The sequence below is a fragment of the Amycolatopsis sp. NBC_00345 genome (genome assembly GCF_036116635.1).
Taxonomy (GTDB): Bacteria; Actinomycetota; Actinomycetes; order Mycobacteriales; family Pseudonocardiaceae; genus Amycolatopsis.
Genome location: NZ_CP107995.1, coordinates 5743002 through 5768102 on the forward strand (window position 1 = coordinate 5743002; position 25101 = coordinate 5768102).

Consider the following 25101-nt stretch of genomic DNA (forward strand, 5'->3'; position numbering starts at 1 on the left):
CAGCACACCCCTGCGCCGGGCACCCCTCGGCCAGCACACCCCTGCGCCGGGCACCCCTCGGCCAGCGCGCCCCCGCGCCGGGCACCCCTGCGCCGGGCGCCCCGGTGCCAGGCACCCCTCTCTCAGCGCACCCCTCTGCCAACGCGCCCCGTGCCAGGCGCCCCTCCGCCGGGCACGCGTCCAGCCCGTGCGGCAAGCGGCACGCGCCCACTCGGCCGAGTCCACAGTGGACCATCCGGACCTACAGCCGCCACACCTCCCGCGCAACGCCTACCCGACCGAGCGGGCCGTCCGGCTCAGATGACCCCGGCGGCGATCAGCTGTTGCCAGACCACGCTCTGGTCGACCACCTCCACGTCGAACTTCTCGGCCTTGGTCAGTTTGCTCGCCCCGACCTCGGCGCCGGTGATCAGCAGGTCCGTGCTCGCCGAGACTGAGGACGCGATGGTCGCGCCGGCCTTCTCGCACAGCCGCTGGAAGGTCGGGCGGGGGACCTTCTCCCCGGACCGCGGGTCGCTGATCGCGCCGGTGACCACCACCGTCTTGTCCGCCAGCGGCGCGCCCGCCGCCACGACGGGCGGCAGGTCCTCCTCGCGCACGTCCAGGGACACCCCGCGCTCCCGCAGCCGCTCGAGTTCGGGGCGCAGCCGGGTCAGGTGCTCGATCAGCGAGGCGGCGACCTTCGGGCCGATGTCCTCCACCGCCACCAGCCCGTCGACGCCCGCCTCGGCGACCGCCTCCAGCGAGCCGAACCCCGCCCGGCACAACCGCGCGGCGGTGCCCTCCGAGGCCATCGGGATCGCCAGCCCGATCAACGCCCGGCGCAGGCCCACCTGCCGGCTCGCGTCGATCGACTCGACCATGCGCGCGGCCGAGACCTCGCCGATGCGGTCGAACTCCAGCAGCCGCTCCTCGGTCAGCCGGTAGAAGTCCGACGGGTGCTCCAGGTCCCCGGCCTCGGCCAGCCGCTCGATCCACACCCCGCCGATCGCGTCGATGTCCGCCGCCGCCCGCGACGCCCAGTGGATCAGCCGCCGCACCGTCTGGGCCGGGCACGCGACGTTGGTGCAGAACAGTTCCCGGCTGTTTCCCTGCTCGGTCAACGGCTGCTCGCACGACGGGCATGTGGCCGGCGGCACGATCTCCCGCTCCGCCCCGGTGCGCTTCGAAGCGTCCAGCACCCCGGCGACGAACGGGATCACGTCGCCGGCGCGGCGCACCAGCACGGTGTCGCCGATCCTGATGCCGCGGGCGCGGATCACCTCCTGGTTGGCCAGCGTCGCGCGGGTGACCGTCGTGCCGCCCACGAACACCGGCTCCAGCCAGGCGACCGGGGCGATCTTGCCCGTCTTGCCCACGTCCCAGACCACATCGGCCAGCACCGTGGTCTTCTCCTCCGCGGCGAACTTGAACGCCAGCGCGCCCCGCGGTGAGCTCGACCGGGTCCCCGCGGCGGCGTAGGCCCCGCGGTCGGCCAGCCGCAGCACCGCGCCGTCCAGGTCGTAGTCCAGCTCGTTGCGCTGCTGCTCGATCGTGGTGATCACCGCCTGCGCCTCCTCCGCGTCCGCGCAGCGGCGCATGTCGGCGGCGGTGAACCCGAGCGTCCGCAGCGCGCCGTCCAGGTCGGTCTCCACACTGTCGGGCTCGGTGTCCAGGTCGAAGGCGAAGAATCGCAGCCGCCGCTCGGCGACCGCGGCCGGGTCCTTGGCCCGCAAGGTGCCCGCGGCCGCGTTACGCGGGTTGATCAGCGGCTTGTCCGGGTGCGCGATGTTGTAGGCGGCGAAAGTGGAGCGCAGCATGACCGCCTCGCCCCGCACCTCGACCCGCCCCGGCGCGCCGACCTGGTCCGGGATCCCGTCGGTCAACGCCCGCACCAGCACGGTCACGTCGTCGCCGGTCGTCCCGTCACCGCGGGTGACCGCGCGCGCCAGCCGGCCGCCCTCGTAGACCAGGGCCAGCGACAGGCCGTCCAGCTTCGGCATGACCACCACCGGCTGGCCCGGGAACCGGTCGAAGAACGCCGCCACCTGCTCGGGCTTGGTCGCCTTGTCCAGCGACAGCATCGGCCGCGAGTGCCGGATCGGCGCGTGCAGCACCGCCGGCGCACCCACCTGCTCCAGCGGGTTCGGATCCGGCGCCAGCCCCGGATTCGCCTCGATCAGCCCCCTCAACTCGTCCTCGATCGCGTCGTACTCCGCGTCCGCCACCACCGGCGAACCCCGGTAGTACGCGTCCCGCAGCGCCACGACCTGGTCAGCCAGCCCTTGAATGCGCTCCCCAACGTTCACGAGGCAAGACGTTACCCACCGCCACCGACAAAACCGGACGACCCGGTCATCACCATGAGGAAATCGCATACGGATCATGTCCATCATGCGTTGGACACACAGCCCGGCCCGGCCTACGTTCGAAGTGCGGCCCCCGGAAACCGGCCGCAGCGAAGGAAAAGAGAGCTATCCCATGCCGATGACCAAGATCTACCTGCGAGCGGGCAGCACGCCCGAGCACAAACGAGCCATCTCCGACGCGGTGCACGAAGCGCTCGTCGCGGTGCTCGGCATCCCCGAAGACGACCGGTTCCACATCTTCCACGAGCTGGCCGACGAGAACTTCCTCCACGAACCGGTCATGTTCGGCCTGGAACGCCGCCGCCAGGTCGTCGCCCTCCAGCTCTACTTCGGCCCGCGCCCGGTGGAAGTCCTGAACGAGCTGTTCACGGCGCTCGTGGCCAACCTGACGCGCAAGACCAGCCTGGAGAGGCGCGACATCCTCCTCAACGTGATCGAGTCGCCCTCCCCCAACTGGTGGGTCGAGGGGCGCGTGCTCAATCCGGAGACGGGCTTCGACGAGCGCATCGCCGAGGACAAGGTCCCCAGCTGAGACCTCAGGCGAGCGGAAGCCCGGCCGCGGCCTCACGCAGGCAGTCGGCGAGCGCGGTCGTCGCGGCAGTGGCCGCGCCCGGCAGGCGGGCCATCACCACGCGTCCGGGGACCGGATCGCCGTCGGCGACCCGGACGAGCCGCACGCTCGCCGGAACCAGGCCGACGAGGTAGGGCGGGATCGTCGTGACGCCATGGCCTGAGCCGACCAGCGTGAGCTTGCCGAGCCAGTCACGGGCCACGTGCCTGACGGCGGGCCGCCGGGGCAGGGCCGGCCACACCCCCATGGCCGGCTCGCCCGCCGTCTGCGGGCTCGCGATCCACGGCGTCCCGGCCAGCTCCGCCACCGTCACCGAGCCGTCGAGGCCGAGGTCCCCGCGTGCCGGCACCGCGACCAGCAGATCGCCCTCGATCAACGTTTCGAGCTCCAGCGGGGGCTCCTGATCGTCGGGCGGGCGGTAGGGCAGGCGCGAGGAAATCACGGCCACGTTCATCGTCCCGGCCCGCACGCTCCGCGTGAGCGCCGGCGTGGACCCCTCACGAGTGGTGACCTCCACCTCCGGCGCGCGGCGCCGCATCAGGGCCAGCGTCTCGGGCAGCAGCGCGGGGCCAACGCTCGTGAACACGCCCAGGCGGACCGGGACCACGCTGGGAGCGGCTCCGCTCAGCTGGCGTTCGGCGCGGTCGACCTCGTCCAGCGCGGCCGAAGCGTGCCGCAGCAGGACCGATCCGGCCGCGGTGAGACGGGCCCCGGCGGGCCCCCGGTCGACCAGTCGTTCACCCGCCGCCCGCTCGAGGGCGGCGATCTGCCGGGAGACCGCGGACTGGCTGTACCCGAGGGCCGCCGCGGCCGCGGTAAACGAACCGGTCTCGGCGAGCGCTCGATACATCCGCAGCGTCGTCGAGGACCATTCCATGACCAAACAACATACTCGGCGCCGGCACTAGGCGGTTTCCGCATCGCACGACCGAACGGAGCACCATGTCCGACCACCTCGGCGGCCGCTTGCCGCTGCTGCGCCCGGCCGACCTCGACGACGAGCAAAGGCAGTTCTACGACCTCCTGACCCGGGTCGTCGTCCCGGAGGCGGCGGCGGGCGGGTTCACCGCCCAGCTCGCCGACGGGAGGTTCATCGGCCCGTTCAACGCCCTGCTGCGCGCGCCGCGAATCGCGCTGGGCCTCGGCGGCTGGACGCGCGAGATCACCCAGGCCGGGCTCGCCGAAGACGTGCGGCAGGCGGTGATCCTGACCGTCGGCAGCGCCTGGAACGCGGCGTACGAGATCGACGCGCACACGGCCGCCGCCCGCGTGGCCGGCCTGCCCGAGGCGGCCATCACCGCGCTTGTCGAGGGCACCGCGCCGACCGGATTGAGCGCCGACGCCGACCTCGCCCATCGGCTGACCGCCGGCCTCCTGACCGATCATGGCGTTCCCGACGCGCTCTACGCCGAGGCGATCGGCCGCTTCGGCGAGCCGGGCGTCCTCGCGATCCTGTGCCTGATCGGCCAGTACCAGACGATCTCCTCGATCCTCGTCTGCTTCCAGGTGCCAGTGCCCGAGCGCTCAGCCCCGCGAACTGCCGATCAGCTCACCTCGTGACCGCACCTTGAGCTTTCGCAGCACATTGGCCACGTGCTGCTCCACCGTTCGGCGCGACAGGAACAGCACCTCCGCGATCTCCCGGTTCGTGTGCCCGTCCGCCAGCAGCTGCACGACGTCCCGCTCGCGCGGGGACAGCTCGTCGCCGTAGCCCCGGCGGCCTCGGCGGGACGGGGCCGTCGCGCCCGTCGAACGGAACGTGTGGCGGCAGCGGGCCGCGTCGCGAGTCGCGCCCAGTGCGTCGAAACCGTCCGCCAGCGTGCTGAACGTCGTCGCGTCACAGTCTCCATAGGACAGTCGGCAGCGGGCGAGCCGTTCCGTCACGAGGGCCGCGTGGTACGGCGCCGGCAGGCGTTCGTAGCGGGCCCGGGCGTCCTCGAAGAACTTGACCGCGTCCGGGACCTCGCCCTGGTGGGCGGCCACGATCCCGCGGCCCGCCGCCAGCCCGGCCTGGGCCAGCGGGGCCGCCAGCGCACCCGTCTCCCGTTCCAGCTCCGCGAGCAGCTCACTCGCCGCGCCAGGCCGTCCGATCCGGCAGAACGCCTCCGCCGCCGGGGGGATCAGGTCCCCCGCCCATGCCCAGACTCCCTTGGTACGCAACAAATCCAGCCCGCGTTCCGCCTCGGCCGCGGCCGCTTCGACGGCGTCCTGCGCCAGCAGCATGCCCGCGATCCCGCCGTGCGCGGCGATCGCCACCGGCGTGAACGCGTTTTCCGGCTCGTCGACGCCGGTCGCCGCGAAGCACACCGCCGCGCGTTCCCAGGCGCCGCGGGCCGTCGCCAGCAGGCCGCGCACCAGGGACAGCTCGCTGGTCACCGGCAGCAGGTCGTGGTACTCCGCCAGCAGCGCGCGGGCCCGCTCGTCGAGCCCGGCCCAGCTCCCGGTCAGCCAGTCGATGTGCAGCCCGGTCGTCCGCGCGGTGCTGACCACGTACGGCGTGCCCGAGTCCGCCGCGAGCTGCATGCCGCGCCGCAGCAGGCCGCCCGCGCGCCGGTGGTGGCCGGTCCACGCGCCCGCGTCGGCCGCGTTGCAGTACAGCCGGGCCAGCTGACGCTGTTCCTCGGGTGAACCGGCGCTCGCGGACACCGCGTCGAGCGACGTCCAGGCGCGCGGATCGCCGATCTGCAGCCGGGACGGGATGTTGTTGGCCATCAGGGTGAGCTCGAGAGCGCGGTCCGGCGCCTGCGCGATGAGCGCGTCGACGCGGTCGAGCCAGGGCAGGTGCGTGCGCAGCGGCGTCGAGCCGACCCACGGCTGGGCCAGCGCGGCCATCCCCCGCCCGGCCAGGTCCGGCCGGTGCGCGAGGCCGGCTACGGCCACCTCGATCTCGACGCGCGCGGCCTCCAGCCCGCCGGCCTGGCGGAGCAGGATGAGGCCGAGGCTCAGCCGGATCTCCGCGGCCAGCCCGCCGGACAGCCGGTCGTCGGCGAGCAGGCGCTCCAGCGCGGTGATCACCTCCGCCTGGGCGAGGCCGTTCGTGGCGACCGCGGCGAGCTTCATCGCCAATCTGTCCACATCGGACGGTTCGAGGCCCTGGCCGGCGACCAGCGCCCGCAGCAGCCCGATCGCGGTGGCCGGGTCGCCCACCTCGATCGCCCGGTCGGCCGCCGCTTCGCCGTAACGCAGGGCGTCGGCGGGCTGCCCGGCCTTGCGGCTGTGTTCGGCGAGCCGCATCAGCGGCGCCGGTCTCCGCTCGCGCAACGCGGCCACGGCGCGCGCGTGCAGTTCCTGCCGCAACGGCCCGGGAATGGTGCCGTACGCGGCTTGCTGTGCCAGCGCGTGCCGGAAGCCGTAACGGCATTCCGGGGACTCGATCAGCACCGCCTTCTCGAGCGCGTGCACCAGGGCGTGCCGTCCGCGGGCCTCCCCCAGCCCGGCCACCGTCGCCAGCAGGTCGGCCGGGACGGGCTCGGCGAGCACCGCGGCGGCTTCGGTGATCCGCCGCGCCGCGAGCGGCAGCGCGCCGAGCCGTTCGACGGTCGCTTCTCGCAGCAGCGCGGGCACCCCGGCGGAGTCGAGCAGCCGACGGGCGGCCGCGCCGTCGGCGTGGACCGCGCCCGCCGGGTTGCGCAGCGCGTGCAGTGTTTCCTCGACGACAAAAGGGATCCCGGCCGTGCGCTCGTGCAGCCGGGCGGCGAACCCGGCGGAGACGTCCGGCTCGCCGAGCAGCGCCGCGGCCAGCCGGCGCACGCCGCCGGGGCCGAGCGGGTCGAGCCGCACCAGCGTGCTCGTGCTGCCCGGCGCCGGGCGGTGCGCGCGGCCGAGCGGGATGCCGCCCGGCACCTCCTCGGGCCGGTAGCTCACCAGCAGCGACAGCCCGGACGGCGGTTCGCTCATCAGGAACCGCAGCAGCCGGCGGGTGCCGTCGTCGGCCCAGTGCAGGTCCTCGACCACGAGCAGCAGCGGGCCCAGCGCGTCGAGCAGTTCCCGCACCGCGCGGAAGAACCGGTGCGCCTCGGCCTGCCGGTCGCCCAGCGGCGCGGGCGGCGACGGCAGCCGGCCCGCGAGCTCCGGCAGGTACCGGCCGAGGACGCCGGCCAGCGGGCTCAGCGGCGCCGCGGGCAGGTACCGGCCCGCGCCCCTCAGCGCTTCGACGACCACGCCGTACGGGAAGGGCTCGCGGAGTTGCTGGCAGCAGCCGGAGAACACCCGCCGCCCGGCCAGCTCGGGGCGGGCCAGCAGCTCGCCGGCCAGCCGCGTCTTGCCGACGCCGGCCTCACCCTCGACCATGACCACCGCCGGTGGGCGGACGACGGCCGACAGCAGGGCCGCGAGCTCGTCGTCCCGCCCGATCAGGACCGGCGAACTGGTCCTCGCCACGATCCCGTTGGTCATCGGCTGGCCCCCGATCCGGTCACCGAAATGCGGCACGGCCCCCCAAACCACCCTGTCCGGGTGGTCGGAGCCTATGTCGGCCGATCGGGCTCGGGAAGCCGCGCGGGGCAGCCCGGAACTTTCGTAGGGGCGCCGCCGGACGCATTAGTTACGTAGTCATACGGGTCGCTGCCTCGCTTGTTCGGGCAGGTGAGCGCCCCTGACAGTGAGACCACGGTGGCTCTCGGTCACCATCTGCGCCGCGGCTGACCGCGACGTGATTCACCTGTTCGAGTGAGTGGAGCTGAAGCATGCGAACAGTCCATCCGAAGCGCAAACTCCTGGTCGCGGGCGCGACCGCCCTGTTCGCCCTCGGGCTGGCCGGCACCGCCGCCGCGGCCCAGCCCGAAGGCACCGTGATCCCGGCCAAGCAGCACTACGGCGACCAGTACATCGTGGTGCTGAAGGACACCCAGGCCCTCGCCGGGTCGTCGTCGCTGCTCCAGCGGTACGGCGGCGAGCTGCGGTCGACGTACTCCCGCACGCTGCACGGCTTCTCGGCGCGGCACCTCACCGAGCAGCAGGCCCGGCGGCTCGCGGCCGACCCGGGCGTGGCGGCGGTGTACCAGGACGGCACGGCCCGGATCGCCGGCACCCAGGCGAACCCGACCTGGGGCCTGGACCGGATCGACCAGAAGAGCCTGCCGCGGGACAACTCCTACACCTATCCCAACACCGGCGAGGGCGTCACCGCCTACGACCTCGACACCGGCATCAAGACCGGCAACCCGGAGTACGAAGGCCGCGCCTCGATCGGCAAGGACTTCGTCGGCGGCGACGGCACCGACTGCAACGGCCACGGCACGCACACCGCCGGCACGATCGGCAGCAAGACCTACGGCGTGGCCAAGAAGGTCAAGATCGTCGCGCTCAAGGTGCTGGGCAACGACTGCTCCGGCAACGGCCCGGACTCCGCCGCGGTCGACGCGATGGAGTGGGTGACGGCCAACGCCGCCAAGCCCGCGGTGGCGAACATGAGCCTCACCATGGACCAGGTCGGGGTCGGCGACGACGCGATCAAGAAGTCGATCGCGGCCGGGATCGTCTACTCGGTGGCCGCGGGCAACAGCTCCACCGACGCCTGCGGCACCAGCCCGGCCCGGGTGCCGGAGGCGATCACGGTGAACGCCACCGACGAGAACGACAACCGCGCGTCGTTCTCGAACTACGGCAGCTGCACCGACATCTTCGCGCCGGGCAACAACATCACGTCGCTCGGGCTGTCCGACGGCAGCACCGCCAACATGAGCGGCACGTCGATGGCGACCCCGCACGTGACCGGCGCGGCCGCGCTGTACCTGGCGGCCAACCCGGGCGCCACCGCGCAGCAGGCGAGGGACGCGCTCGTCGGCGGTGCCACCGACGGCGTGGTCAAGAACGCCGGCAGCGGCTCGCCGAACAAGCTGCTCAACGTCTCGTTCATCGGCGGCGGCACCCCGCCGTCGAAGTGCGGGGCGAAGTCGAACACCACGCCGGTGTCCATTCCGGACGCCGGGGCCGCGGTGACCAGCTCGGTGACGCAGGACGGCTGCGACGGCAAGGCTTCCCCTTCACTGGCGGTGAAGGTGGACATCAGCCACACCTACTCCGGTGACCTGGCGATCGACCTGGTCGGCCCGAGCGGCGCGGTCTACCCGCTGCAGAAGTCCGGCGGGGCCGGCTCCGCGGCCGGCGTGCACACCAGCTACACGGTGAACGCGTCGTCGGAGACGGCGAACGGCACCTGGCAGCTGCGGGCGCAGGACGTCTACCGGTTCGACACCGGGACGATCGACGGGTTCACGATCACCTTCTGACCCCGCCCGGCGAGTGCGCCCCAATGTGGCGTTGGTTGCGTTGAACGCACCCAATGTGGCGTTCGGTGCGTCCAACGCACCGAACGCCACATTGGGGCGTAACACCGCGGCGGCCTCCCCCTTTGTCCTTATTGGACAGTCAGGGTGTACTTCGCCGTGGCCGTCTTGCCGCTCGTGTCCTTCGCGGTCACCGTGACCGGGTAGGTCCCCTTCTGGAACGGCGCCGCGACCTGCATCTGCGACGTCCCGGCGCCGGCCACCGTCGAAGGGCTGAAGAACGGCGCGAACGGCAGCCCCGGGCCCGCCGCGGACAGCGTGACGGTGCCGGTGCCGCCGGCCACGGTCACCGTGACGTTGGCGAAGAAACCGGGCTGCACGGTGCCGGAGCCGGGGCTCACGCTCACCTTGAGGTCACCGGTGGGCTGGCCCGCCCCCACCGTCAAGGTCAGCTTCGCGGTGGCCGAGCCGCTCGGGCCGGTGCCGGTGATCGTGAGCGGGTAGTCCTTCTGCGGGGTGTCCGCCGCCGTCTCGATGGTGACCTTCGCGCTGTCACCGGAATTGATCGACTGCGGCTGGAACGTCGCCTTCGCACCGTCCGGCAGCCCCGACACCGACAAGTCGACCTTCTCGCTGCCGTTCTTCCCCGCGGTGCTGGTCACGGTCGCCGAGACGTACTTTCCGGGATCGACCTTCACGGCCGACGGCGAGGTGCCGAGGGAGAACGTCTCCGGCGGCGTGACGGTCCCGATCTGCTGCTGGACCCAGTCGCCCATGTCGTTGTTCAGGCGGCCGTAGACGCTGTACCACTTGAAGTCGCTGCGGCTCCACGAAGCGACACCGGTCACCTTGCCGTCGACGACCAGCGGCCCGCCGCTGTCGCCGGGCAGGATCGAGACGTGACCGTCGCTGTAGCCGCTGCAGATCATCGTGGCGTCCTGGAAACCCGCGCCGACGCCGCTGCAGTTGCTGCCGGCCACGATCGGCAGGCTGAACTTCGACAGGGTCACGTCGCGGGTGGAGTCGTTGAAGTCCTTCTTGCCGTAGCCGAGGCCGAGGCCGGTCTTGCCGGGCTTGTTCAGGTCGGTGTCGGCCGACGTCGCAACCTGCGCGTACTTGCCGCCGGGCACCGGGATGTCGCGGTCGGTGGTCACGACCGCGACGTCGTAGCCCTGGTCGAAGTTGACGTACTTCGGATGCGTGTCGTAGCTGACGACGCCGATCTGGGTGCCGCCGCCGGCGTTCAGGTCGTCGAGCCCGTACAGGAACGACTTCTCGCCCTCGGCCGCCTTGCAGTGCGCGGCGATGACGATCTTGCGCGGCGCGACGACCGAGCCGGTGCACGTCTGGCCCAGCGGACGCGGCCCGCCGTCGCGCAGGCCGGCGATGATGAACGGGTAGTCCTTCACTGAAGCCGGGGACCCGCCGACGGACGAGGGGGAGACACCGGCCGGCAGTTCGGTGCCGCCCAGCGGGGCGACCGCGGGCGGATTAGCGGACGGGTTCGTGAGTGGGGTCGTGGTTGGGTTCGGGGACGGGTTCGCGGCGGCACTCGCGGCCGGCACGGTCAGCAGGGGCAGGGCGAGCACGGCGGCCAACGTGCCCAGGAAGCGTTGTCTCGGGTTCACAGGAGCTCCTTCCAAGGTTGCCGCCGGTCACTCTCCGGTGACGCCGTGTGCCAGAACAACCGGGGACCCGGCCCGTACGGCTACGGATCTATTGGCGGGGACCGGAAATTCGGCCGTCGTACACCCGCGGGACAGCAGCGGGCCATGATCGCTCGGGGTGGCTCGCTTACGTTCTCGGAAGACACGTGACGTGAGGAGTATTCGGGTTATGGATCGCAGGGCGTTCATGGCGGCCGCCGGTGCCGCGGCGGGCACGGTACTCGTGCCCGGGCAGGCGGAGGCGGCGGAGGCCACGGGCCGGGGCTGGCCCGGATCGGTGGTCCGCTTCAACATCCTCAGCGACATCCAGGGGGACCTCGACGACTTCGGCCGCGCGCTCGACGACCTGCGCTCGATCAACCCGGGCAGCGCGGGCCTCGGCATCGCGGGCGACATCACCTCGCGCGGTTACGACTTCGAGTACGCCGAAGTGCGCGCGACCCTCGACAAGCACCCGCACCCGCGGGAAGTCGCGTGGGCGATCGGCAATCACGAGTTCTACGTGCCGAAATGGCGGGACCCGGACACCCTCGCCCAGGAAACCTGGCCCAACGGCACGACGGAGGACTCGCTCTTCCGCAGTTTCTTCCGCTTCGCGGGCCGCAACACGATCTACAGCGAAACGTCGTTCGGCGGGGTTCCGGTGCTCTGCCTCGGCACCGAGCGTTACGCGAAGTACCACGATCCGAAGCTCTGGGACGAGGTGTGGATCAGCGACCAGCAGTTCACCTGGCTCGAACGGCGGCTGGCGTTCTGGGCGCGCTTCCGGAAACCGGTGATGGTGCTGACCCACCACCCGTTGCCGAACACCGTTTCCGGCACCCACAACAAGCTCTACCTGTCCGACTACCTGCAGCCCGACCGGCTGCTGTCGATCCTCGGCCGGTATCCGGACGTGTTCCTGTTCTCCGGGCACACCCACTGGGACCTGAACCTGTCCGACTGGGTGGTGCGCCGGGTCGTGCCGGGCACCGGCAACCTCGAGGGCTTCACCGTCGTCAACACCGCCGCCGTACAGGTCGGATGGATGGACGACGGCAAGGGCGGCGAGGTCTCCCTCGGCGGCGCGTTCAACCAGGGCCTGCAGATCGAGGTCTCGCCTCGTGCCGTGGTCATCAAGGCCCGCGACTTCACCACCCGCACCTGGCTGAAGCAGATCACCGTCCCGATCACCGGAAGACTTGGTTGAGGGACGAGCGCCCGTCGGATAACATCCGATGAATCGTCCCGTTGTGTGATGCCGCCGCACAAAAACCGTCAAGCAATACCGTGCGGAGGAAAACGTGCTCAAGCTGTTCACCCGGCCTGCGGTCACCGTCACGTGCGCACTCGCCCTGGCCGCCCTTTCCGTGGGCCCGGTCCAGGCCGGCGCCCGTTCGCCGCTCTGGTCGGCGGATCCGAGCAAGGGCGTGGGGGCGTTCAAGTCGATCCAGTGCGACACGAACACGTTCACCACCACGACTTCTCCGGCCAAGGGGCCGGTGTGGCAGGTGAAGCAGCTCGCGAACCAGGAACGGTGCGAAGCGGAGGGACCGGACGTGTCCCACGGCAGCACCTACTATCTCGGCTGGTCCTCGAAATTCGCCATCACCGACTCGACCAGCCGCTACCTCTTCCAGCTGAAGTGCAGCCCCAGCACCGGCACCGCGAACCACCCCATCGTCCTCGAGGTCATCGGCGGTGAGATCCAGCTGCAGAACTGGACGCACGAGCACGAGAAGGTGCTGCTCTGGTCTGCCAAAGCGGTGAACAACCAATGGAACGACTACGTGCTCAAGGTCTCCGAGGACCAGCAGAAGGGCACGATCCAGTTCTGGTTCAACGGTGTGCTCCAGAAACTCAGCAATGGCTCGGACACCTTCACCGGGACCACGTACGACGGAACCCGGAACTACCTGAAATGGGGCCTCTACCACCCGGCTCCCGCTTCGGCGACGCAATGGCTCAGCACCATCAAAATGGGCACGAGCCTGGCCGATGTGACCGGCTGACCGAGGTGAGCCCCGGCGACCGGCGTCTCGTCCGGCGGTGCAAGGTTCCTTCAAGGTGGCCTGACTAGCTTCCACCCCGGTGTCGCCGGTGTCGCCGCACCGGACGGCCGCGGCACCGTCGTCGAGCCTCGGTGTCGACACCGTCGCGCAGTGTGAGAACTACGTGCGAAGCATCGGCGGCACCGTCGGGCCGATCACTCGCGACGCTTGTGGTAAAGGCGCGCAGGGCGACCGGGACTTCTGCGAAAGCCAATTGCAGAACCCGGCCGGTTGACTCGCAAAGAGGCGCAAACCGCCTGCGACTTCGCGGTGCTTCGTTAGCCGTCCCCCGTCGCGGGCGCTCCCGCCCGCGACGGGTGGGGTGCTGGGCCCAAGCGCCGGCCGGGGATCGTCACCTACAGTTCGATCATGGCACCCGGCCGCGTCATCCTGCTCAACGGACCGTCGAGTTCCGGAAAGTCCGGCATCGGGCGGGCGATGCTGCCCCTGCTGCCCGATCCCTGGTTCCTCGTCCCGGTCGACGGCATCAGCGGGATGCGGTCGACGCAGCACACCCGAGTCCTCGACGAGGCTGAAATCCAGCAGATGCTGCGACGAACCCGGCTCGGCTACCACCGCGTCGTCGCGGCGCTCGTATCGACGGGCAACAACGTGATCATGGACTACCCGCTCAGCGAACCGTGGCGCATCGAAGACCTCCTCGCCGTCCTCGACGGCTACGACGTCACCCTGGTCGACGTCCACTGCTCCGCCGAAGAACTCAACCGACGCGAACGCTCGCGCCGGGACCGCCCTCTTGGTCTCGCCGCCTCGCAGACGCACGTCTATTCCCATGGGGACAACGACATCGTCGTGGACACTACCCATCGCAGCGCCGAAGGCTGCGCCCGCGAGATCGTCGACCGCCTCGACGCCCTTGGTGGCCCGAAGGCGTTCGAGCGGCTCCGGGTCGCTCATACCCCGTGATCGATAACTTTGCGAAGGAATACCTGCACGGCGACCTGCGGGAGATCCGCGAAGTGCTGCTCCGGAAGCTCGACGGGCTGTCCGAGTACGACATCCGCCGTCCGCTGACCGCGACCGGGACCAACCTCCTCGGGCTGGTCAAGCACTTGGCGGTATGGGAGTCGCGGTACTTCGGCGAGGTCTTCGACCGGCCGTTCCCCGGGCCCGTCCCCCGCTGGGACGACCTCGGGCAGCGCGGCGCCGACCTCTGGGCGGCCGAGCACGAGACGCGCGAGGAGATCACCGGCCACTACCGGCGCGTCTGGGAGCACTCCGACGCGACGATCACCGCGCTGGTCATCGACTCGCCCGGCTACGTGCCCTGGTGGCCGCGTCCCGACGTGATGCTGTTCAACGTCCTGGTCCACATGCTCACGGAGACCAGCCGGCACGCCGGGCACGCCGACATCCTGCGCGAACAGCTGGACGGCGAGGTCGAGATGGACCAGGACGGCATGGCCCGGCGGGGGCAGGACGCGGCGTTCTGGGCGGGCCGGCGCGCGGAGATCGAGCGAGCGGCCAAAGCAGCCGAGGCCTGACCAGCCCGTATCGGGCGGTCGTCGGCCCGTCCGCTGGGCGCATCGACCGCGTCGTGGTCGACATCGACGAGAAGATCGCCCCGCCGCAAGGGTTCCCACCGTGGCCCACCGCGACGCCGAAATCGAGTTGTCCGCTACCCGTCGCCCCGCAGATACTCGGCGGCGTGTCCCGGGCCAGAGCAGTGACCGCGCCCCTGCGTCATCCCGACTTCCGGCGGCTGGTCACCGGGCGCACCTTCGCGGAGTTCGGCAACGCGATCGCGCCGGTCGCGATCGCGTTCGCCGTGCTGGACCTGACCGGGTCCGCAGTCGACCTCGGGCTGGTGGTCGGCGCGCGCTCGGTGGCCAACGTGGTGCTCGTGCTCTTCGGCGGCGTGCTCGCCGACCGGCTTCCCCGCTCGGTGATCCTGCAGGGCACCGAAACCGCCGCCGCGCTCACCCAGGCCACGATCGCGGTGAGCGTGCTCAGCGGGTTCGCTTCGATCCCGCTGCTGGTCGGGCTCAGCGTGGCCAACGGTGCGGTGTCGGCCATCGCGCTGCCCGCGTCCTCGTCGATCGTCCCGCAGACCGTGCCCGCTTCGCTGCTGCAGCAGGCCAACGCCGTGAACCGGATCCTGTCCAACACGGGCCGGTTCGCCGGCGCCGCGGCGGGCGGGGTGCTCGTGGCCGCGTTCGGCTCGGGCTGGGCGATCGGCGCGAACGCCGGGCTGTTCCTCGTCGCCGCGCTCGTTTACCGGCGGCTGCGGGCGGCCCGCCCCGAGCGGTCCGGCCGGACGCGGCCCTTCGCCGAGCTGGCCGAAGGCTGGCACGAATTCCGTTCGCGCACTTGGCTCTGGGTGGTCGTGCTCCAGTTCATGATCGTGAACGCCGTCGCGGCGGGCGGGATCCTGGTGCTCGGGCCCGCCATCGCCGACGAGGCCTTCGGCCGGGCGGGCTGGGGCCTGGTGCTCGCCGCCGAAACCGCGGGCTGGGTGCTCGGCGGGGTGCTGGCCGCGCACTGGCGGCCGCACCGCGCGCTGGCGATCGGCGTCGTTTTGGTGCTCAGCAACGCGATTCCACTGGTGGCGCTGGCAAAAGCGCCGAACCTGGTGCTGCTGGTGGTCGTCATGCTGCTGACCGGTGGCGCCATCGAACTGGGCGCCGTCGCGTGGGACGTCTCGATGCAGGAGAACGTGCCGGCCGACAAGCTCGCCCGGGTCTACTCCTACGACGTGCTCGGTTCGATCATCGCGGTGCCGATCGGGCAGTTGGCCGCCGGGCCGCTCGCCGAGCGCTGGGGCCGCGAGCCGGTGCTGCTCACCGGTGCCGCGCTGATCGTGGCCGCGACCCTGCTTGCCTTGTGCAGCAGGCAGGTCCGCGGCCTGCGACGGCTCACACCCGCTCCCGTTTCCTAGCGACGCGCGCCACCGACTACGCGGTCAGCTAACGCCCTGCCACCGCCACCGTCCGCAGCTGCGGCGAGCGGCCGATCTGGTCCTCGCTGTAGCGCTCGGTCACCCATTGCTTGCGCGAGAACAGCTGTGTCTGGTCGTTGTGGTGCGGCGAGGTCGGGTCGGTGGACTGCGAGTACGTCAGCAACGTCGTCGTGTGCGGGCCGGTGGTGGTCAGCTCGGTCGCCATCACGAAGCTCGACCCGAAGGTCACCGGCGGGAACCGGCCGTCCGCGCCCAGCGGAACGCCCTGGCCGACGACGTTGTAACAGCCCTCCGCGCCCGTGCAGCCGGGCACCGGCACCGCCGGGCCGCCGACCGTGGTCTGCTGCGCGGCGGAAAGCGGCGCGTCGAGCGGGACGCCGAGGTCGGCCATCCGCTGCACGGCCGCGGCGAGGGCCTGCCTGACGCCCGCGCTCGCCTGATTCAGAGTGCTGGGCGTCGTCGTCGGGTGCTGCGGGTCGAACGGCACGCTCCACAGGTCGGACGCGCGGCTCGCGCCGGTCCAGAATTGGCGCCACAGCACGGAACCCCGGCTGTCCGGATCGCCCCGCAGGTCCCAGCCGGCGAGCACCGGGCAGGCCGCGGCGACGTCCACGGTGCGGCCGTCCGCCGTGGTGAGCCGGGGATTTTCCCGGCACAGGGCCACCACCGCGTCCCGCGCCTGCTCGGCGCTGTAGTTCCGGTCGCCGTACCAGAGCTGCTGCATGCTCGTCAGGTCGAACTTCGCGGGCCCGAGCCCGTCGGCGCCCTGCAGGCGCTCGGAGATCTGCGCCAGCCCCAGCCGGGTCCGCAGCGACCGCGGGGTGCCGACGTCGCCGTAGATCCGCGGGTACGTCAGCGGCGCCGCCGGGTTCGTGAGCCACGTGCTGTCGTTGCTGTTGGTGGTGAAGTCCGTGCGCGTCAGCGCGGGATTCGTGCGCGGGCCGAAGATCCCGGGCTGGATCGCGTCGGGGTCACTGCCCCAGGCGCAGCCCGACTTCGCCCCGTCGAGCACGATCTGCGCCGGGTACTGGGCTTTCCCCAGCGGCGAGTCGACGCACCGGGCCGCGAGCTCGTCGGTCACGTGCGGCACGACGGACGAGTCCGCGGTGTAGGAGACCCCGCTCGAATCCGCCGCGATCGTGTTCACGAACGGGATGCCCTGGTACCGGTCCTGCGCGGCCCGCAGCTGCGCCACGCTGTCCGACCGGCCCATCGCGAGCCATTCGTTGAGCGAGCGCATGTTGTCCGTGTTGACGCCCTTTATCGAAAGCGCGGTCGTGCCCGTCCAGTTCGACGCGAGCAGCGGGCCGTACCGCGACGAGTAGAGCGTGCGGGTCACCGTGGACCCGCCGCCGACCGGGACCGTGATCTGCTGGTGTGTCATGGCTTCCGGCTTGCCGTCCACTGTGTACGACGTCGGATCGCCGGGCGTGAGCGCGAGCTGGTACAGCGTGAAGCGCTGAGCCGTGGAGACGGTGTGCGACCAGGCGAGGTGCTGCGTGTGGCCGATCTCGACGACCGGGCTGCCGTACAGGCTCGCCCCGCTGACGTCCATCGTGCCCGGGATCGTGAGCTGCACCTGGTAGAACCGCTCCCCGCCGACCCACGGGAAGTGCGGGTTGGCCAGCAGCACGCCGTCACCGGCCTTCGTGCCGTCGCGGCCCACGGAGATCGCGTTGCTGCCCGCCGGCGGCGGCGCCGGCTCGTTCAAGGCCGCGGCCGCACCCGGCGCGGCGTTCGCGATCAGCGGCTTCACCGCGTCGGTGCCGCCGAACTGGTTGAGGCCGTACATCACCCGGTAGATGTCGAGGTCGGTGATCGGGCGTACCCACGGCTTGGCGCGGCAGGTCGGATCGGTGAGGTGCGCCGCGCCGGTGTCGCGCAGAAAACGGTTCGCCCCGGCCACGTAACCGCTGACGAGCTGCTTGGCCTCACCCGTGGGCCCGAGCGGCGCGGGCTGCGCCACGAGCCGTTCGATCCGCTGGTCGTCCGCGATCGCGCGGTAATACACGTCGCTGTCGAGGTTCGACACCGGTTGCGACGCCAGCGCGTCCCCGGAGTCCGCGTCCGGGCCGAACACCGCGGACCGCCCACCGGAGGCCGTGAGCACGCTGTTTTCCAGCGCGCACAGGTTGTCCTGCGCGAACGCGTACCCGTAGCCGTAACCCAGCCCGCCGAAGTCGGCCGCGAGCACGTGCGGAATCCCGAACTCGGTCCGCCGCACGACCGCCGAGTACTGGCCGTCCCGCGCCGTCTGAGCCGTCTGGACCGCCTGAGCCGCCTCGGCCGACGGTGGCGCCACCAGCCCCGCGGCCGCCACGACCGCCAGCGCCATCGGCCTGAAACCCCGCATGCCCATCCCCGATCCCTCCGGCCAAGACCCGTCGAAACGATCTTATCGAGATCGAACCCGCGTGGACGGCCGCGTTCGGTATCGGTCTGCTCCTGGCGGACGGCCGCCGTGTGCGAAACTGGCGGAATCGGTTCCGGTCGTGAGGGGGTCACATGCGGCGCGTCTCGCTCGCAGATGTCGCGAAGGCGGCGGGGGTGGCCAAGGCGACCGCGTCGCGGGCATTGTCGGCCCAGCAGCACGACGTGGGCGCGGCGACGCGAGCGCGGATCCAGGAGGTCGCCGCGGATCTGGGCTACCGGCCGAACCGGGCCGCCCAGAGCCTGCGCACCGGGCGGCGGCAGTTGCTCGGCGCGGTGGTCCCGGCCGGGGCGACGGGCTGGGAGCCGGTGCTGCGGGGCGCGGCCGAGCAGGCCCGGAAACGGGGCTATCACCTGGTTTTGCACACCGTCGGCACCGGCTTCGACGCCACGCGGCTGGCCGCGGACCTGACTGAGCTCACCATCGACGGAGTACTCCTGATCGGTCTGGGACGCGCGTTGCCCGCGCCCTCTCGCGAAGACGGTCAACCGCTGTCCACCGTCCTCGTCGACGAAGAGCTGACTCACGCCGACGGCACCATCGTGCGCACCGCCCTGTGGAACGCCGGCCGCACCGCCGCCCGCCACTTGCTGGACGAGGGACGGACGGCGCCGGCAGTGCTGGCCCCGCTCGAAAGCACGGAGAGCACAACGGCACTGACACAGGGCTTCCGCGACACGTGCGCGGAGGCCGGCCACCCCGTCCCGGACGACCGGATCCTGGGCATCGACCCGGCCGCGACCGGTGGCCTGGAATCGTTCCTGCGTCCCGTCGACGGCTTGTTCGCCTGCACCGGACTGCTGGCCGTGACCGCGTTGCGGACGTTGCGCCGGATGGACGTCGCCGTCCCGCGTTCCGCATCGGTAATCGCTTACGGCGACGGCGATCTGCTTCGCCACGCCGATCCGCCGCTCACGGTCCTGCGGCTGCCCCACGAGACCCTCGGCGCCCGGGCGGCCGACGTGCTCGTGGACACGATCGAGCAGGTCATCGCACCGCCGGTGATGGTCGAACTGGCGGCCGAGCTGGTCGTACGGGGTTCGTCCGCGCCGTAAGCCGCAGGGCCTGTCGTGGGGCCTGCCGCCGGGCCAGCCGCCGGGCCTGCCGCCGGGCTTGACCAGATCCAACTCGGGTGCCAGACTCTCCGGAATCGGTTCCGGAATCGATTCCAGTGGGCGGCGCTGCTCTCCGGTCCGACAGTCGCCGTGGTCAAGAAGCGGAGGCTTTCGCGTTGGGCGAGCGCACGTGGTTCCTGTTGGTGATCCTGGTCGTGGCCATCGGGTTGCTGGTGACGTTGATCAACTCCCGGTTGCGGCTGCACCCCTTCGTCGCGCTGCTGGTGGTGTCGCTGGCCACCGGCCTGGCCGCCGGGGAGCCCGCGGGCCAGATCGCGAAGTCGATGGAAACCGGGGCCGGCGACATCCTCGGCAACGTCGGCGTCACGCTGGCGCTGGGCACGATGCTCGGCCGCCTGCTCGCCGATTCCGGGGCCACCGACCGGATCGCGGCCGCGGTGGTGGAGCGGTCGACGCCGCGGACGCTGCCGTGGCTGATGACGCTGGCGGCGTTCATCATCGGCATCCCGATGTTCTTCGAGGTCGGCCTCATCGTGTTGCTGCCGCTCGTGTTCAGCGTCGCCGAACGGCTCCGTCTGAGCGGCGGCGCCGGCAAAGCCTCGTCCTACACCCTGCTCGCGACGCCGACCATCGCCGCGCTGGCCACCCTGCACGGCATGGTGCCGCCGCACCCCGGCCCGCTGATCGCGGTTTCCGGGCTGCACGCCGACCTCGGCAAGACCATCCTGGTCGGCCTGGTCTGCGCCGTGCCGACGGTGATCCTCGCGGGTCCCGTCTTCGGCCGCTGGCTGTCCACCCGGCTGAGCATCGAGCCGGACCGGGCGCTGGTGGACCAGTTCACCCATCGCGGCGCCATCGACGAGCGCGACGGCGAGCGCGACCTGGCCGGAGCCGGTGTGCCCGCGCGGGAAACCGGCTCCGGCGGCGGCCCGTGCCGGGCGGTGCCGACGCGGACCGCGGTCGTCTCCATCCTGGTGCCGGTCGCCCTGATGCTCCTGCGGACGCTGACCGAGATCGTCCTGCCCGACGGCAACGGGTTCCGCGCGGCCACGGTGCTGCTCGGCGAACCCGTCATCGCCATGCTGGCCGGCTTCCTGTTCGCGCTGTTCGCCCTCGCCCTGCTGCGCGGGCGCGACGGGGAATCCGTCCGGCGGTCACTGGCGGACAGCCTGAAGCCGGTCGTCGGCATCCTGCTCATCATCGGCGGCGGCGGCGCGTTCAACGAGGTGCTGCAGGACTCGGGCATCAGCGACGCGGTCGGGTCCGCGGCCGGCGGGCTCAGCATCAGCGTGCTGGTGCTCGGCTGGCTGCTGGCGCTGCTGCTCTCGGCCTCCACCGGCTCGGCGACGGTCGGGATCGTCGCCTCGACCGGGATCGTCGCACCCCTGCTGCACAACGGCGGCGGCTGGTACACCTCGATGGTCGTGGTCGCCATCGGCGCCGGCTCGATCGGGCTGAACTACGTCAACCACGCGGGTTTCTGGCTGGTGAAGGAGTCGTTCGGCATGTCGATGGGCCAGGCGACGAAACTGCACACGACCGTGCAGACGCTGGTCAGCGTGCTGGGCCTGCTCATGCTCCTCGTGCTCAACCTGTTCGTCTGAGCGGTTTTCACCTCGGAAGTGGCGCGGTGAGGTTCTCCGCCACAGGTCGTCGCGGGTCGTACTCGGCCCAGCCCGGGTCCCCGGTCCGGGCGAACGCGACCCAGGCCGCGTGCACCCGGGCCGCGAGACCGGGCGGGGCGGGGTCGGGGCCGAGCAGGCCCGTTTCCCCGTGCAGCCAAGGTTTGTCGGCGACGTCGAAGACAAAAGGCAGCTCGACGGTGTGGGCAGCGCCGAGCCGCCCGTTCAGCGCCGTCGAGCGGTAGCCGAACGAGTAGACGTGCGTGCGGCCGCCCGAGATCCGCGCGTGGGCCCGCGCCAGGCGCGCCGTGCCGGCCCCGAACAGGGCCTGCCCGAGCACCGCGGAGCGTAGTTCGCCCGGTGTCGCGTCCGGCCGGGCCGCGCGGTGCGCCGCGACCTCGGCCTCCGGGGCCGTGGCCACCCGCGCGGCGAGCGCGAGCACGTCAGTGTCCGTAGAGGACTCCAGATTTCCTTGCGGTACCAGGTAAAGGTGCCCCTCCTCGGTATTGGTGCCGATCAGCAGGCCGACGTCGCCGGCCGGGCCCGCGGCGAGACCGTCGGCAGGCTGGACCGGGAGGACCAGGCTGAACGGGCTCAGTCCGGCGAGCGGGTCGGCGGCGGTTTCGGTGCGCAGGTCGAGCCCGGCCAGCGCGGGCAGGACCTCCAGGAATCGCTCGTCCGGGATCGGGGCGAACGCCTCGGCCGTCGGTTCGACGCCCAGCGCGGCCGCCGCCGCGACGGTGACCCGCTGCGCCTGCTCCGGGGTGAAGGCGCCGGCGCCGTTCCCGCTCTGGACGATCGCCCGCCGGAACAGGCCCTTGGCCTCCGGCGTCGCGAGCAGCGCGCCGGTGAGCGTGGCGCCCGCGGACTGGCCGAAAAGCGTGACGTTGTCCGGGTCGCCGCCGAACTCCGCGACCGTGTCGCGCACCCAGCCGAGCGCGGCCAGCACGTCGAGCAGCCCGCGGTTGGCCGGAGCGCCCTTCAGGTCAAGGAACCCGGGGACGCCGACGCGGTAGTTCACCGTCACGAGGACGACGCCGTCCCGGGCGAACGCGCTGCCGTCGTAGAGCGCGGCGCGGGTCGAACCGGTGACGAACCCGCCGCCGTGCACGAAAACCATCACCGGCCGCCGGCCGTTGTCGGCGGCGGGCGTGCGGACGTCGACGGTCAGGTATTCCTCGCCCCGTACCCAACCTGGCCCGAAGTAAGGGGTCAGGTCGAGCCGGCCGAAATCGCGGGACGGCTGGGGCGCCGTCGGCGAGGGTTGGGTGCCGTCGCGGACACCGGACCAGCCCGGGTGCGGTGCGGGCGGGGCGAAACGGCCGGCGCCGGTCGGGGCGGCCGCGTACGGGATGGCGCGGTAAAGCTCGCCGGAGTCGTCGCGGACGCCGCGCACGGCGCCCGCCGGGGTTTCGACGACCGGGTTTACCTGCTGGGTCACGGGAAACACTTCCTTTCCGGGGAGCATCAAGCGATACGGGACAGGCCCGCCCACTCCTTGATCGTGAACTTCGAACCGGTGCGCTCGACCTGCACGGCGCCCTGGCCGCCGAAGTGCGCCGGGAAGACGAGCGCGTGGTTCTCCGCGGCGTGGCCCAGCAGCTTGTGCCGGGTGGCCCGCGACTCGGCCGGGTCCTCGCAGAAGCAGGAATTGGTCGCCGGCTCCTCGATCTGCAGCGGGCTGTGCACCAGGTCCCCGACGAACAGGGCCCGGTCGCCGCCGGACTCCAGCGTGAGCACGGACGAGCCGGGGGTGTGCCCGGGGGCCAGGTCGAGGCGCAGGTTCTTGTCGATCCGGTACGAGCCCTCCCACTGGTGGGCCAGCCCCGCCTGGTGGACCGGCACGACGCTGTCCTCGAAGACGTTCTGGTTGCCGCGGCCGAACACGGTCTTGTGCTCGTTGGCCGGGTCCCAGAACTCGAAGTCCCGCTGGGTCATCAGGTATGTCGCGTTCGGGAAGGTCGGCACCCAGGCGCGGCCGTCGAGCCGGGTGTTCCAGCCGACGTGGTCGATGTGCAGGTGGGTGTTGACCACGATGTCGACGTCCTCGGGCCGCACTCCGGCGGCGGCGAGGTTGTCCAGGTAAGCCGTGTCCAAGCGGCTCCAGACCGGCGCGTACGGCCGGTCCTTGTGGTTGCCCACGCCGGTGTCGACCAGGATCGTGCGGCCCTCGCTGCGCAGCAGCCAGGACTGGAGCGCCGACTGGCACTCGCCGGTCTCCGGGTTCCAGAAGTCGGGCGCCAGCCCGTTCCACGCGCCGTCGGGGCTGTCCGGGAAGAACTCGCGCGGGGTCATCTCGACCGAGCCGTAGAACTCCTTGATGCGGGTGACGGTGACGTCGCCAAGGGTGATCTGTTCCATGACACCGAGCCTGGACACCCGGGCGGGCGCGGACCGCTCCCGCGTTGTCCTACCCCTCACAGGGTGTGGCTGGGCCCGGCCGGCGGCGCGGATACTGGCGTCATGGACGGACCTGGCCCCCTCGGCGACTTCCTGCAGGCCCGGCGAGCCCGGCTGCGACCGGAGGACGTCGGCCTGCGCGACCTCGGGCCCCGACGGCGCGTCAGTGGCCTGCGGCGGGAAGAGCTGGCCCAGCTGGCAGGCGTCAGCGTCTCGTACTACACGCGGCTGGAGCAGGGCCTGTCCCGCGGGGCCTCGGCCGAGGTGCTCGACGCGATCGCCCGCGCGCTGCTGCTCGACGACCACGAGCGCGCCCACCTCGACCGGCTCGCCGGTGCCTCTCGTCACACGCCCCGGGTGCGCCGGCCGCGGCCCGAAAAGCTCGCCGACGAGACGCGGGACCTCCTGCGCGCCGTCGACGGCGTCCCGGCGCTGGTGCTCGGCCGGCGCACGGACGTGCTGGCGTGGAACCCCCTCGGGCACGCCCTGCTGGCCGGCCACCTGGACTTCCTCAGCCCGGAAACCCCGGCGCGACGGCCGAACATGAGCCGGCTGCTGTTCCTCGACCCGCACTGCCGCGAGCTGTACACGGACTGGAAGCGCAAGGTCCGCGCGGTGGTCGGCAACCTGCGCATCGCCGTCGGCAAGCACCCGGACGACCCGCTGCTCGCCGAGCTGATCGGCGAGCTGACGATGAAGAGCCCGGAGTTCGTCGCGCTGTGGGCCGACCACCGCGTGCTGCCCTGTGACGCCGCGTCCTACGAGCTGCACCATCCCGTCGTCGGCACGGTGACGGTGACTCAGCAGACCCTGGCGGTCGCCCGTTCCCCGGAACAGTCGCTGATCGTGTGCACGACCCCCGCCGGGTCTCCTTCCGAGGAAGCCGTCGCGCTGCTCCGGCAGGCGAGCGGGCCGTCCGCGGAGCACGAGCGCGGTGCTCAGGCGGCGGTCGCCTTCGGGTAGTGGGGCCGGAGGCTGGCGGCGAGGATCCGGTCGAGGAGCCGGTCCGGCAGGACGCGGGAGAGCCGGGTGAGCAGCGCGGCGTCCCGGCCGATGGTGTAGCGGGTGCGGGGCCGGCGGTCGGTGACCGCCCGCGCGATCACGAGGGCGGCCTTCTCGGCGGGCAGCCCGTTGCGGGTCATGGCGGCCGACTGCGCGACGATCGCCTGGACGAGCGGGCCGTAGCGGTCGTTCTGCCCGTCGGTCATGCCGCCGGACTTCGCGGCGCAGGGAGTCGCTGACCGCTTCGAAGGCGAACTTCGTTCCGGCGTACGCCCCGTAGGTGGCCATGGCGATCTTGCCGCCGACCGAACTGATGTTGACCACCCGCCCGGAGCCGGCCAGCAGCGCGGGCATGAGCGCCTGGGTCACGGCGATGTGGCCGAAGAGGTTCACCTCGAACTGCCGCCGCCACTCGTCGAGGGGAAGCGTCTCCACCGGGGCGTTCACGGCGAACGCCGGCGAGGACGTGAAAGCCCCTTCTGGCCAGCTCGCGGGCAGCGGCCGCGCCCATCCCGGTGGAGGCGGCGGGCATGGTCACCCGTCTGGAGTCCGCGGCCGCCACCCGCCGGGCCCTCATCGATGCCGGCGTGCGAGCCGCCTCCCGCGCGCAGGAGGAGTTCCTGTCGATCGTCGCGGCCGTCGTCGGGCCGGACGAGACACGACGGTACGGCGCGCTGCTGTTCACCAGCGCCCACGGCATCGCCGGGACGGAGCTGAGCGGGCATTTGACCAGGGAGAAGTGGGACACCACCGCTGAAGACATCGTCGGCACCCTGGTCGCCATGACCGAGCGCCGGCCCGGATAGG

21 protein-coding genes and 1 pseudogene are annotated in these 25101 nt (G+C 71.8%); 13 read left to right on the plus strand and 9 right to left on the minus strand.

The genetic code is table 11. The features are described 5' to 3' along the window. Positions 1-296 precede the first annotated feature (296 nt). Complete coding sequence (gene ligA / locus OG943_RS25620; RefSeq protein ID WP_328603464.1) at positions 297-2288, minus strand: NAD-dependent DNA ligase LigA; 1992 nt, start codon at positions 2286-2288, stop codon at positions 297-299. Positions 2289-2460: 172 nt separating this feature from the next. On the opposite strand from ligA, the gene OG943_RS25625 reads away from it, so the two are divergent. Continuing rightward, positions 2461-2880, plus strand: coding sequence for a tautomerase family protein (locus OG943_RS25625; RefSeq protein WP_328603465.1), 420 nt, complete (start codon positions 2461-2463; stop codon positions 2878-2880). 4 nt (positions 2881-2884) lie between these two features. Here OG943_RS25625 and OG943_RS25630 read toward each other — a convergent pair whose 3' ends face one another. Further along, complete coding sequence (locus tag OG943_RS25630) at positions 2885-3796, minus strand: LysR family transcriptional regulator (RefSeq protein WP_328603466.1); 912 nt, start codon at positions 3794-3796, stop codon at positions 2885-2887. A 65-nt stretch (positions 3797-3861) separates the two neighbouring features. Here OG943_RS25630 and OG943_RS25635 point away from each other — a divergent pair, with 65 nt between their 5' ends. Continuing rightward, positions 3862-4479 carry a carboxymuconolactone decarboxylase family protein gene (locus OG943_RS25635; protein ID WP_328603467.1) on the plus strand — a complete coding sequence of 206 codons (618 nt, stop codon included), beginning with the start codon at positions 3862-3864 and terminating at the stop codon, positions 4477-4479. Here OG943_RS25635 and OG943_RS25640 read toward each other — a convergent pair. Further along, complete coding sequence (locus OG943_RS25640) at positions 4444-7314, minus strand: ATP-binding protein (RefSeq protein WP_328603468.1); 2871 nt, start codon at positions 7312-7314, stop codon at positions 4444-4446. The two genes, OG943_RS25635 and OG943_RS25640, sit on opposite strands and share 36 nt — an antisense overlap. A 290-nt stretch (positions 7315-7604) precedes the next feature. On the opposite strand from OG943_RS25640, the gene OG943_RS25645 reads away from it, so the two are divergent. Continuing rightward, positions 7605-9149 carry a S8 family peptidase gene (locus tag OG943_RS25645; RefSeq protein WP_328603469.1) on the plus strand — a complete coding sequence of 515 codons (1545 nt, stop codon included), beginning with the start codon at positions 7605-7607 and terminating at the stop codon, positions 9147-9149. 128 nt (positions 9150-9277) lie between these two features. Here the strand turns inward: OG943_RS25645 and OG943_RS25650 are convergent, their stop codons facing one another. Then, complete coding sequence (locus tag OG943_RS25650; protein WP_328603470.1) at positions 9278-10774, minus strand: trypsin-like serine protease; 1497 nt, start codon at positions 10772-10774, stop codon at positions 9278-9280. A 208-nt stretch (positions 10775-10982) separates the two neighbouring features. On the opposite strand from OG943_RS25650, the gene OG943_RS25655 reads away from it, so the two are divergent. From OG943_RS25655 to OG943_RS25680, 6 genes are all read left to right on the plus strand, one after another. Then, positions 10983-12002: a metallophosphoesterase family protein gene (locus OG943_RS25655; protein ID WP_328603471.1), complete on the plus strand. Its 1020-nt coding sequence runs from the start codon at positions 10983-10985 to the stop codon at positions 12000-12002. Between the two features lie 94 nt (positions 12003-12096). Next, positions 12097-12804 carry a heparin lyase I family protein gene (locus OG943_RS25660; RefSeq protein ID WP_328603472.1) on the plus strand — a complete coding sequence of 236 codons (708 nt, stop codon included), beginning with the start codon at positions 12097-12099 and terminating at the stop codon, positions 12802-12804. Positions 12805-12883: 79 nt separating this feature from the next. Further along, a complete protein-coding gene (locus OG943_RS25665) occupies positions 12884-13078 on the plus strand; it encodes a hypothetical protein (RefSeq protein WP_328603473.1) in 195 nt (64 codons plus the stop codon). A gap of 134 nt (positions 13079-13212) precedes the next feature. Then, the gene (locus OG943_RS25670) at positions 13213-13770 is read left to right on the plus strand and encodes a chloramphenicol phosphotransferase CPT family protein (protein ID WP_328603474.1); all 558 of its coding nucleotides are present in this window, start codon (positions 13213-13215) and stop codon (positions 13768-13770) included. Then, the gene (locus tag OG943_RS25675; protein WP_328603475.1) at positions 13767-14348 is read left to right on the plus strand and encodes a DinB family protein; all 582 of its coding nucleotides are present in this window, start codon (positions 13767-13769) and stop codon (positions 14346-14348) included. The genes OG943_RS25670 and OG943_RS25675 overlap by 4 nt, the downstream gene beginning before the upstream one ends. 164 nt (positions 14349-14512) lie before the next feature. Then, positions 14513-15742 carry an MFS transporter gene (locus tag OG943_RS25680; protein WP_328603476.1) on the plus strand — a complete coding sequence of 410 codons (1230 nt, stop codon included), beginning with the start codon at positions 14513-14515 and terminating at the stop codon, positions 15740-15742. A gap of 28 nt (positions 15743-15770) precedes the next feature. On the opposite strand, the gene OG943_RS25685 is transcribed toward OG943_RS25680, so the two are convergent. Continuing rightward, on the minus strand, positions 15771-18116 hold the full coding sequence (locus tag OG943_RS25685; protein WP_328603477.1) for a penicillin acylase family protein: 2346 nt from the start codon (positions 18114-18116) through the stop codon (positions 15771-15773). Between the two features lie 152 nt (positions 18117-18268). Between OG943_RS25685 and OG943_RS25690 the strand changes: the two genes are divergently transcribed. After that, positions 18269-19249: a LacI family DNA-binding transcriptional regulator gene (locus tag OG943_RS25690; protein ID WP_328603478.1), complete on the plus strand. Its 981-nt coding sequence runs from the start codon at positions 18269-18271 to the stop codon at positions 19247-19249. Between the two features lie 176 nt (positions 19250-19425). After that, on the plus strand, positions 19426-20874 hold the full coding sequence (locus tag OG943_RS25695) for a GntP family permease (RefSeq protein WP_328603479.1): 1449 nt from the start codon (positions 19426-19428) through the stop codon (positions 20872-20874). Between the two features lie 7 nt (positions 20875-20881). On the opposite strand, the gene OG943_RS25700 is transcribed toward OG943_RS25695, so the two are convergent. Together OG943_RS25700 and OG943_RS25705 are read right to left on the minus strand one after the other, a co-directional pair. Continuing rightward, on the minus strand, positions 20882-22333 hold the full coding sequence (locus OG943_RS25700) for a carboxylesterase/lipase family protein (protein WP_328603480.1): 1452 nt from the start codon (positions 22331-22333) through the stop codon (positions 20882-20884). Between the two features lie 26 nt (positions 22334-22359). Continuing rightward, complete coding sequence (locus OG943_RS25705) at positions 22360-23253, minus strand: MBL fold metallo-hydrolase (protein WP_328612147.1); 894 nt, start codon at positions 23251-23253, stop codon at positions 22360-22362. 102 nt (positions 23254-23355) lie between these two features. Between OG943_RS25705 and OG943_RS25710 the strand changes: the two genes are divergently transcribed. Next, positions 23356-24255: a helix-turn-helix domain-containing protein gene (locus tag OG943_RS25710; RefSeq protein WP_328603481.1), complete on the plus strand. Its 900-nt coding sequence runs from the start codon at positions 23356-23358 to the stop codon at positions 24253-24255. On the opposite strand, the gene OG943_RS25715 is transcribed toward OG943_RS25710, so the two are convergent. Beyond that, positions 24231-24500: a hypothetical protein gene (locus OG943_RS25715; RefSeq protein ID WP_328603482.1), complete on the minus strand. Its 270-nt coding sequence runs from the start codon at positions 24498-24500 to the stop codon at positions 24231-24233. The two genes, OG943_RS25710 and OG943_RS25715, sit on opposite strands and share 25 nt — an antisense overlap. A gap of 49 nt (positions 24501-24549) precedes the next feature. Further along, a pseudogene (locus OG943_RS25720) lies at positions 24550-24741 on the minus strand (SDR family NAD(P)-dependent oxidoreductase); the annotation flags it as partial. An 83-nt stretch (positions 24742-24824) separates the two neighbouring features. On the opposite strand from OG943_RS25720, the gene OG943_RS25725 reads away from it, so the two are divergent. Then, the gene (locus OG943_RS25725) at positions 24825-25100 is read left to right on the plus strand and encodes a hypothetical protein (protein ID WP_328603483.1); all 276 of its coding nucleotides are present in this window, start codon (positions 24825-24827) and stop codon (positions 25098-25100) included. Position 25101 lies beyond the last annotated feature (1 nt).

What these genes read in the sequence shown, in the direction of transcription:
- OG943_RS25625 (WP_328603465.1), top strand. Translation starts at nt 2,461, where the DNA reads ATGCCGATGACCAAGATCTACCTGCGAGCGGGCAGCACGCCCGAGCAC.
- OG943_RS25630 (WP_328603466.1), bottom strand. Translation starts at nt 3,796, where the DNA reads ATGGAATGGTCCTCGACGACGCTGCGGATGTATCGAGCGCTCGCCGAG.
- OG943_RS25635 (WP_328603467.1), top strand. Translation starts at nt 3,862, where the DNA reads ATGTCCGACCACCTCGGCGGCCGCTTGCCGCTGCTGCGCCCGGCCGAC.
- OG943_RS25640 (WP_328603468.1), bottom strand. Translation starts at nt 7,314, where the DNA reads ATGACCAACGGGATCGTGGCGAGGACCAGTTCGCCGGTCCTGATCGGG.
- OG943_RS25645 (WP_328603469.1), top strand. Translation starts at nt 7,605, where the DNA reads ATGCGAACAGTCCATCCGAAGCGCAAACTCCTGGTCGCGGGCGCGACC.
- OG943_RS25655 (WP_328603471.1), top strand. Translation starts at nt 10,983, where the DNA reads ATGGATCGCAGGGCGTTCATGGCGGCCGCCGGTGCCGCGGCGGGCACG.
- OG943_RS25670 (WP_328603474.1), top strand. Translation starts at nt 13,213, where the DNA reads ATGGCACCCGGCCGCGTCATCCTGCTCAACGGACCGTCGAGTTCCGGA.
- OG943_RS25685 (WP_328603477.1), bottom strand. Translation starts at nt 18,116, where the DNA reads ATGCGGGGTTTCAGGCCGATGGCGCTGGCGGTCGTGGCGGCCGCGGGG.
- OG943_RS25690 (WP_328603478.1), top strand. Translation starts at nt 18,269, where the DNA reads ATGCGGCGCGTCTCGCTCGCAGATGTCGCGAAGGCGGCGGGGGTGGCC.
- OG943_RS25705 (WP_328612147.1), bottom strand. Translation starts at nt 23,253, where the DNA reads ATGGAACAGATCACCCTTGGCGACGTCACCGTCACCCGCATCAAGGAG.
- OG943_RS25710 (WP_328603481.1), top strand. Translation starts at nt 23,356, where the DNA reads ATGGACGGACCTGGCCCCCTCGGCGACTTCCTGCAGGCCCGGCGAGCC.
- OG943_RS25715 (WP_328603482.1), bottom strand. Translation starts at nt 24,500, where the DNA reads ATGACCGACGGGCAGAACGACCGCTACGGCCCGCTCGTCCAGGCGATC.
- OG943_RS25725 (WP_328603483.1), top strand. Translation starts at nt 24,825, where the DNA reads ATGGTCACCCGTCTGGAGTCCGCGGCCGCCACCCGCCGGGCCCTCATC.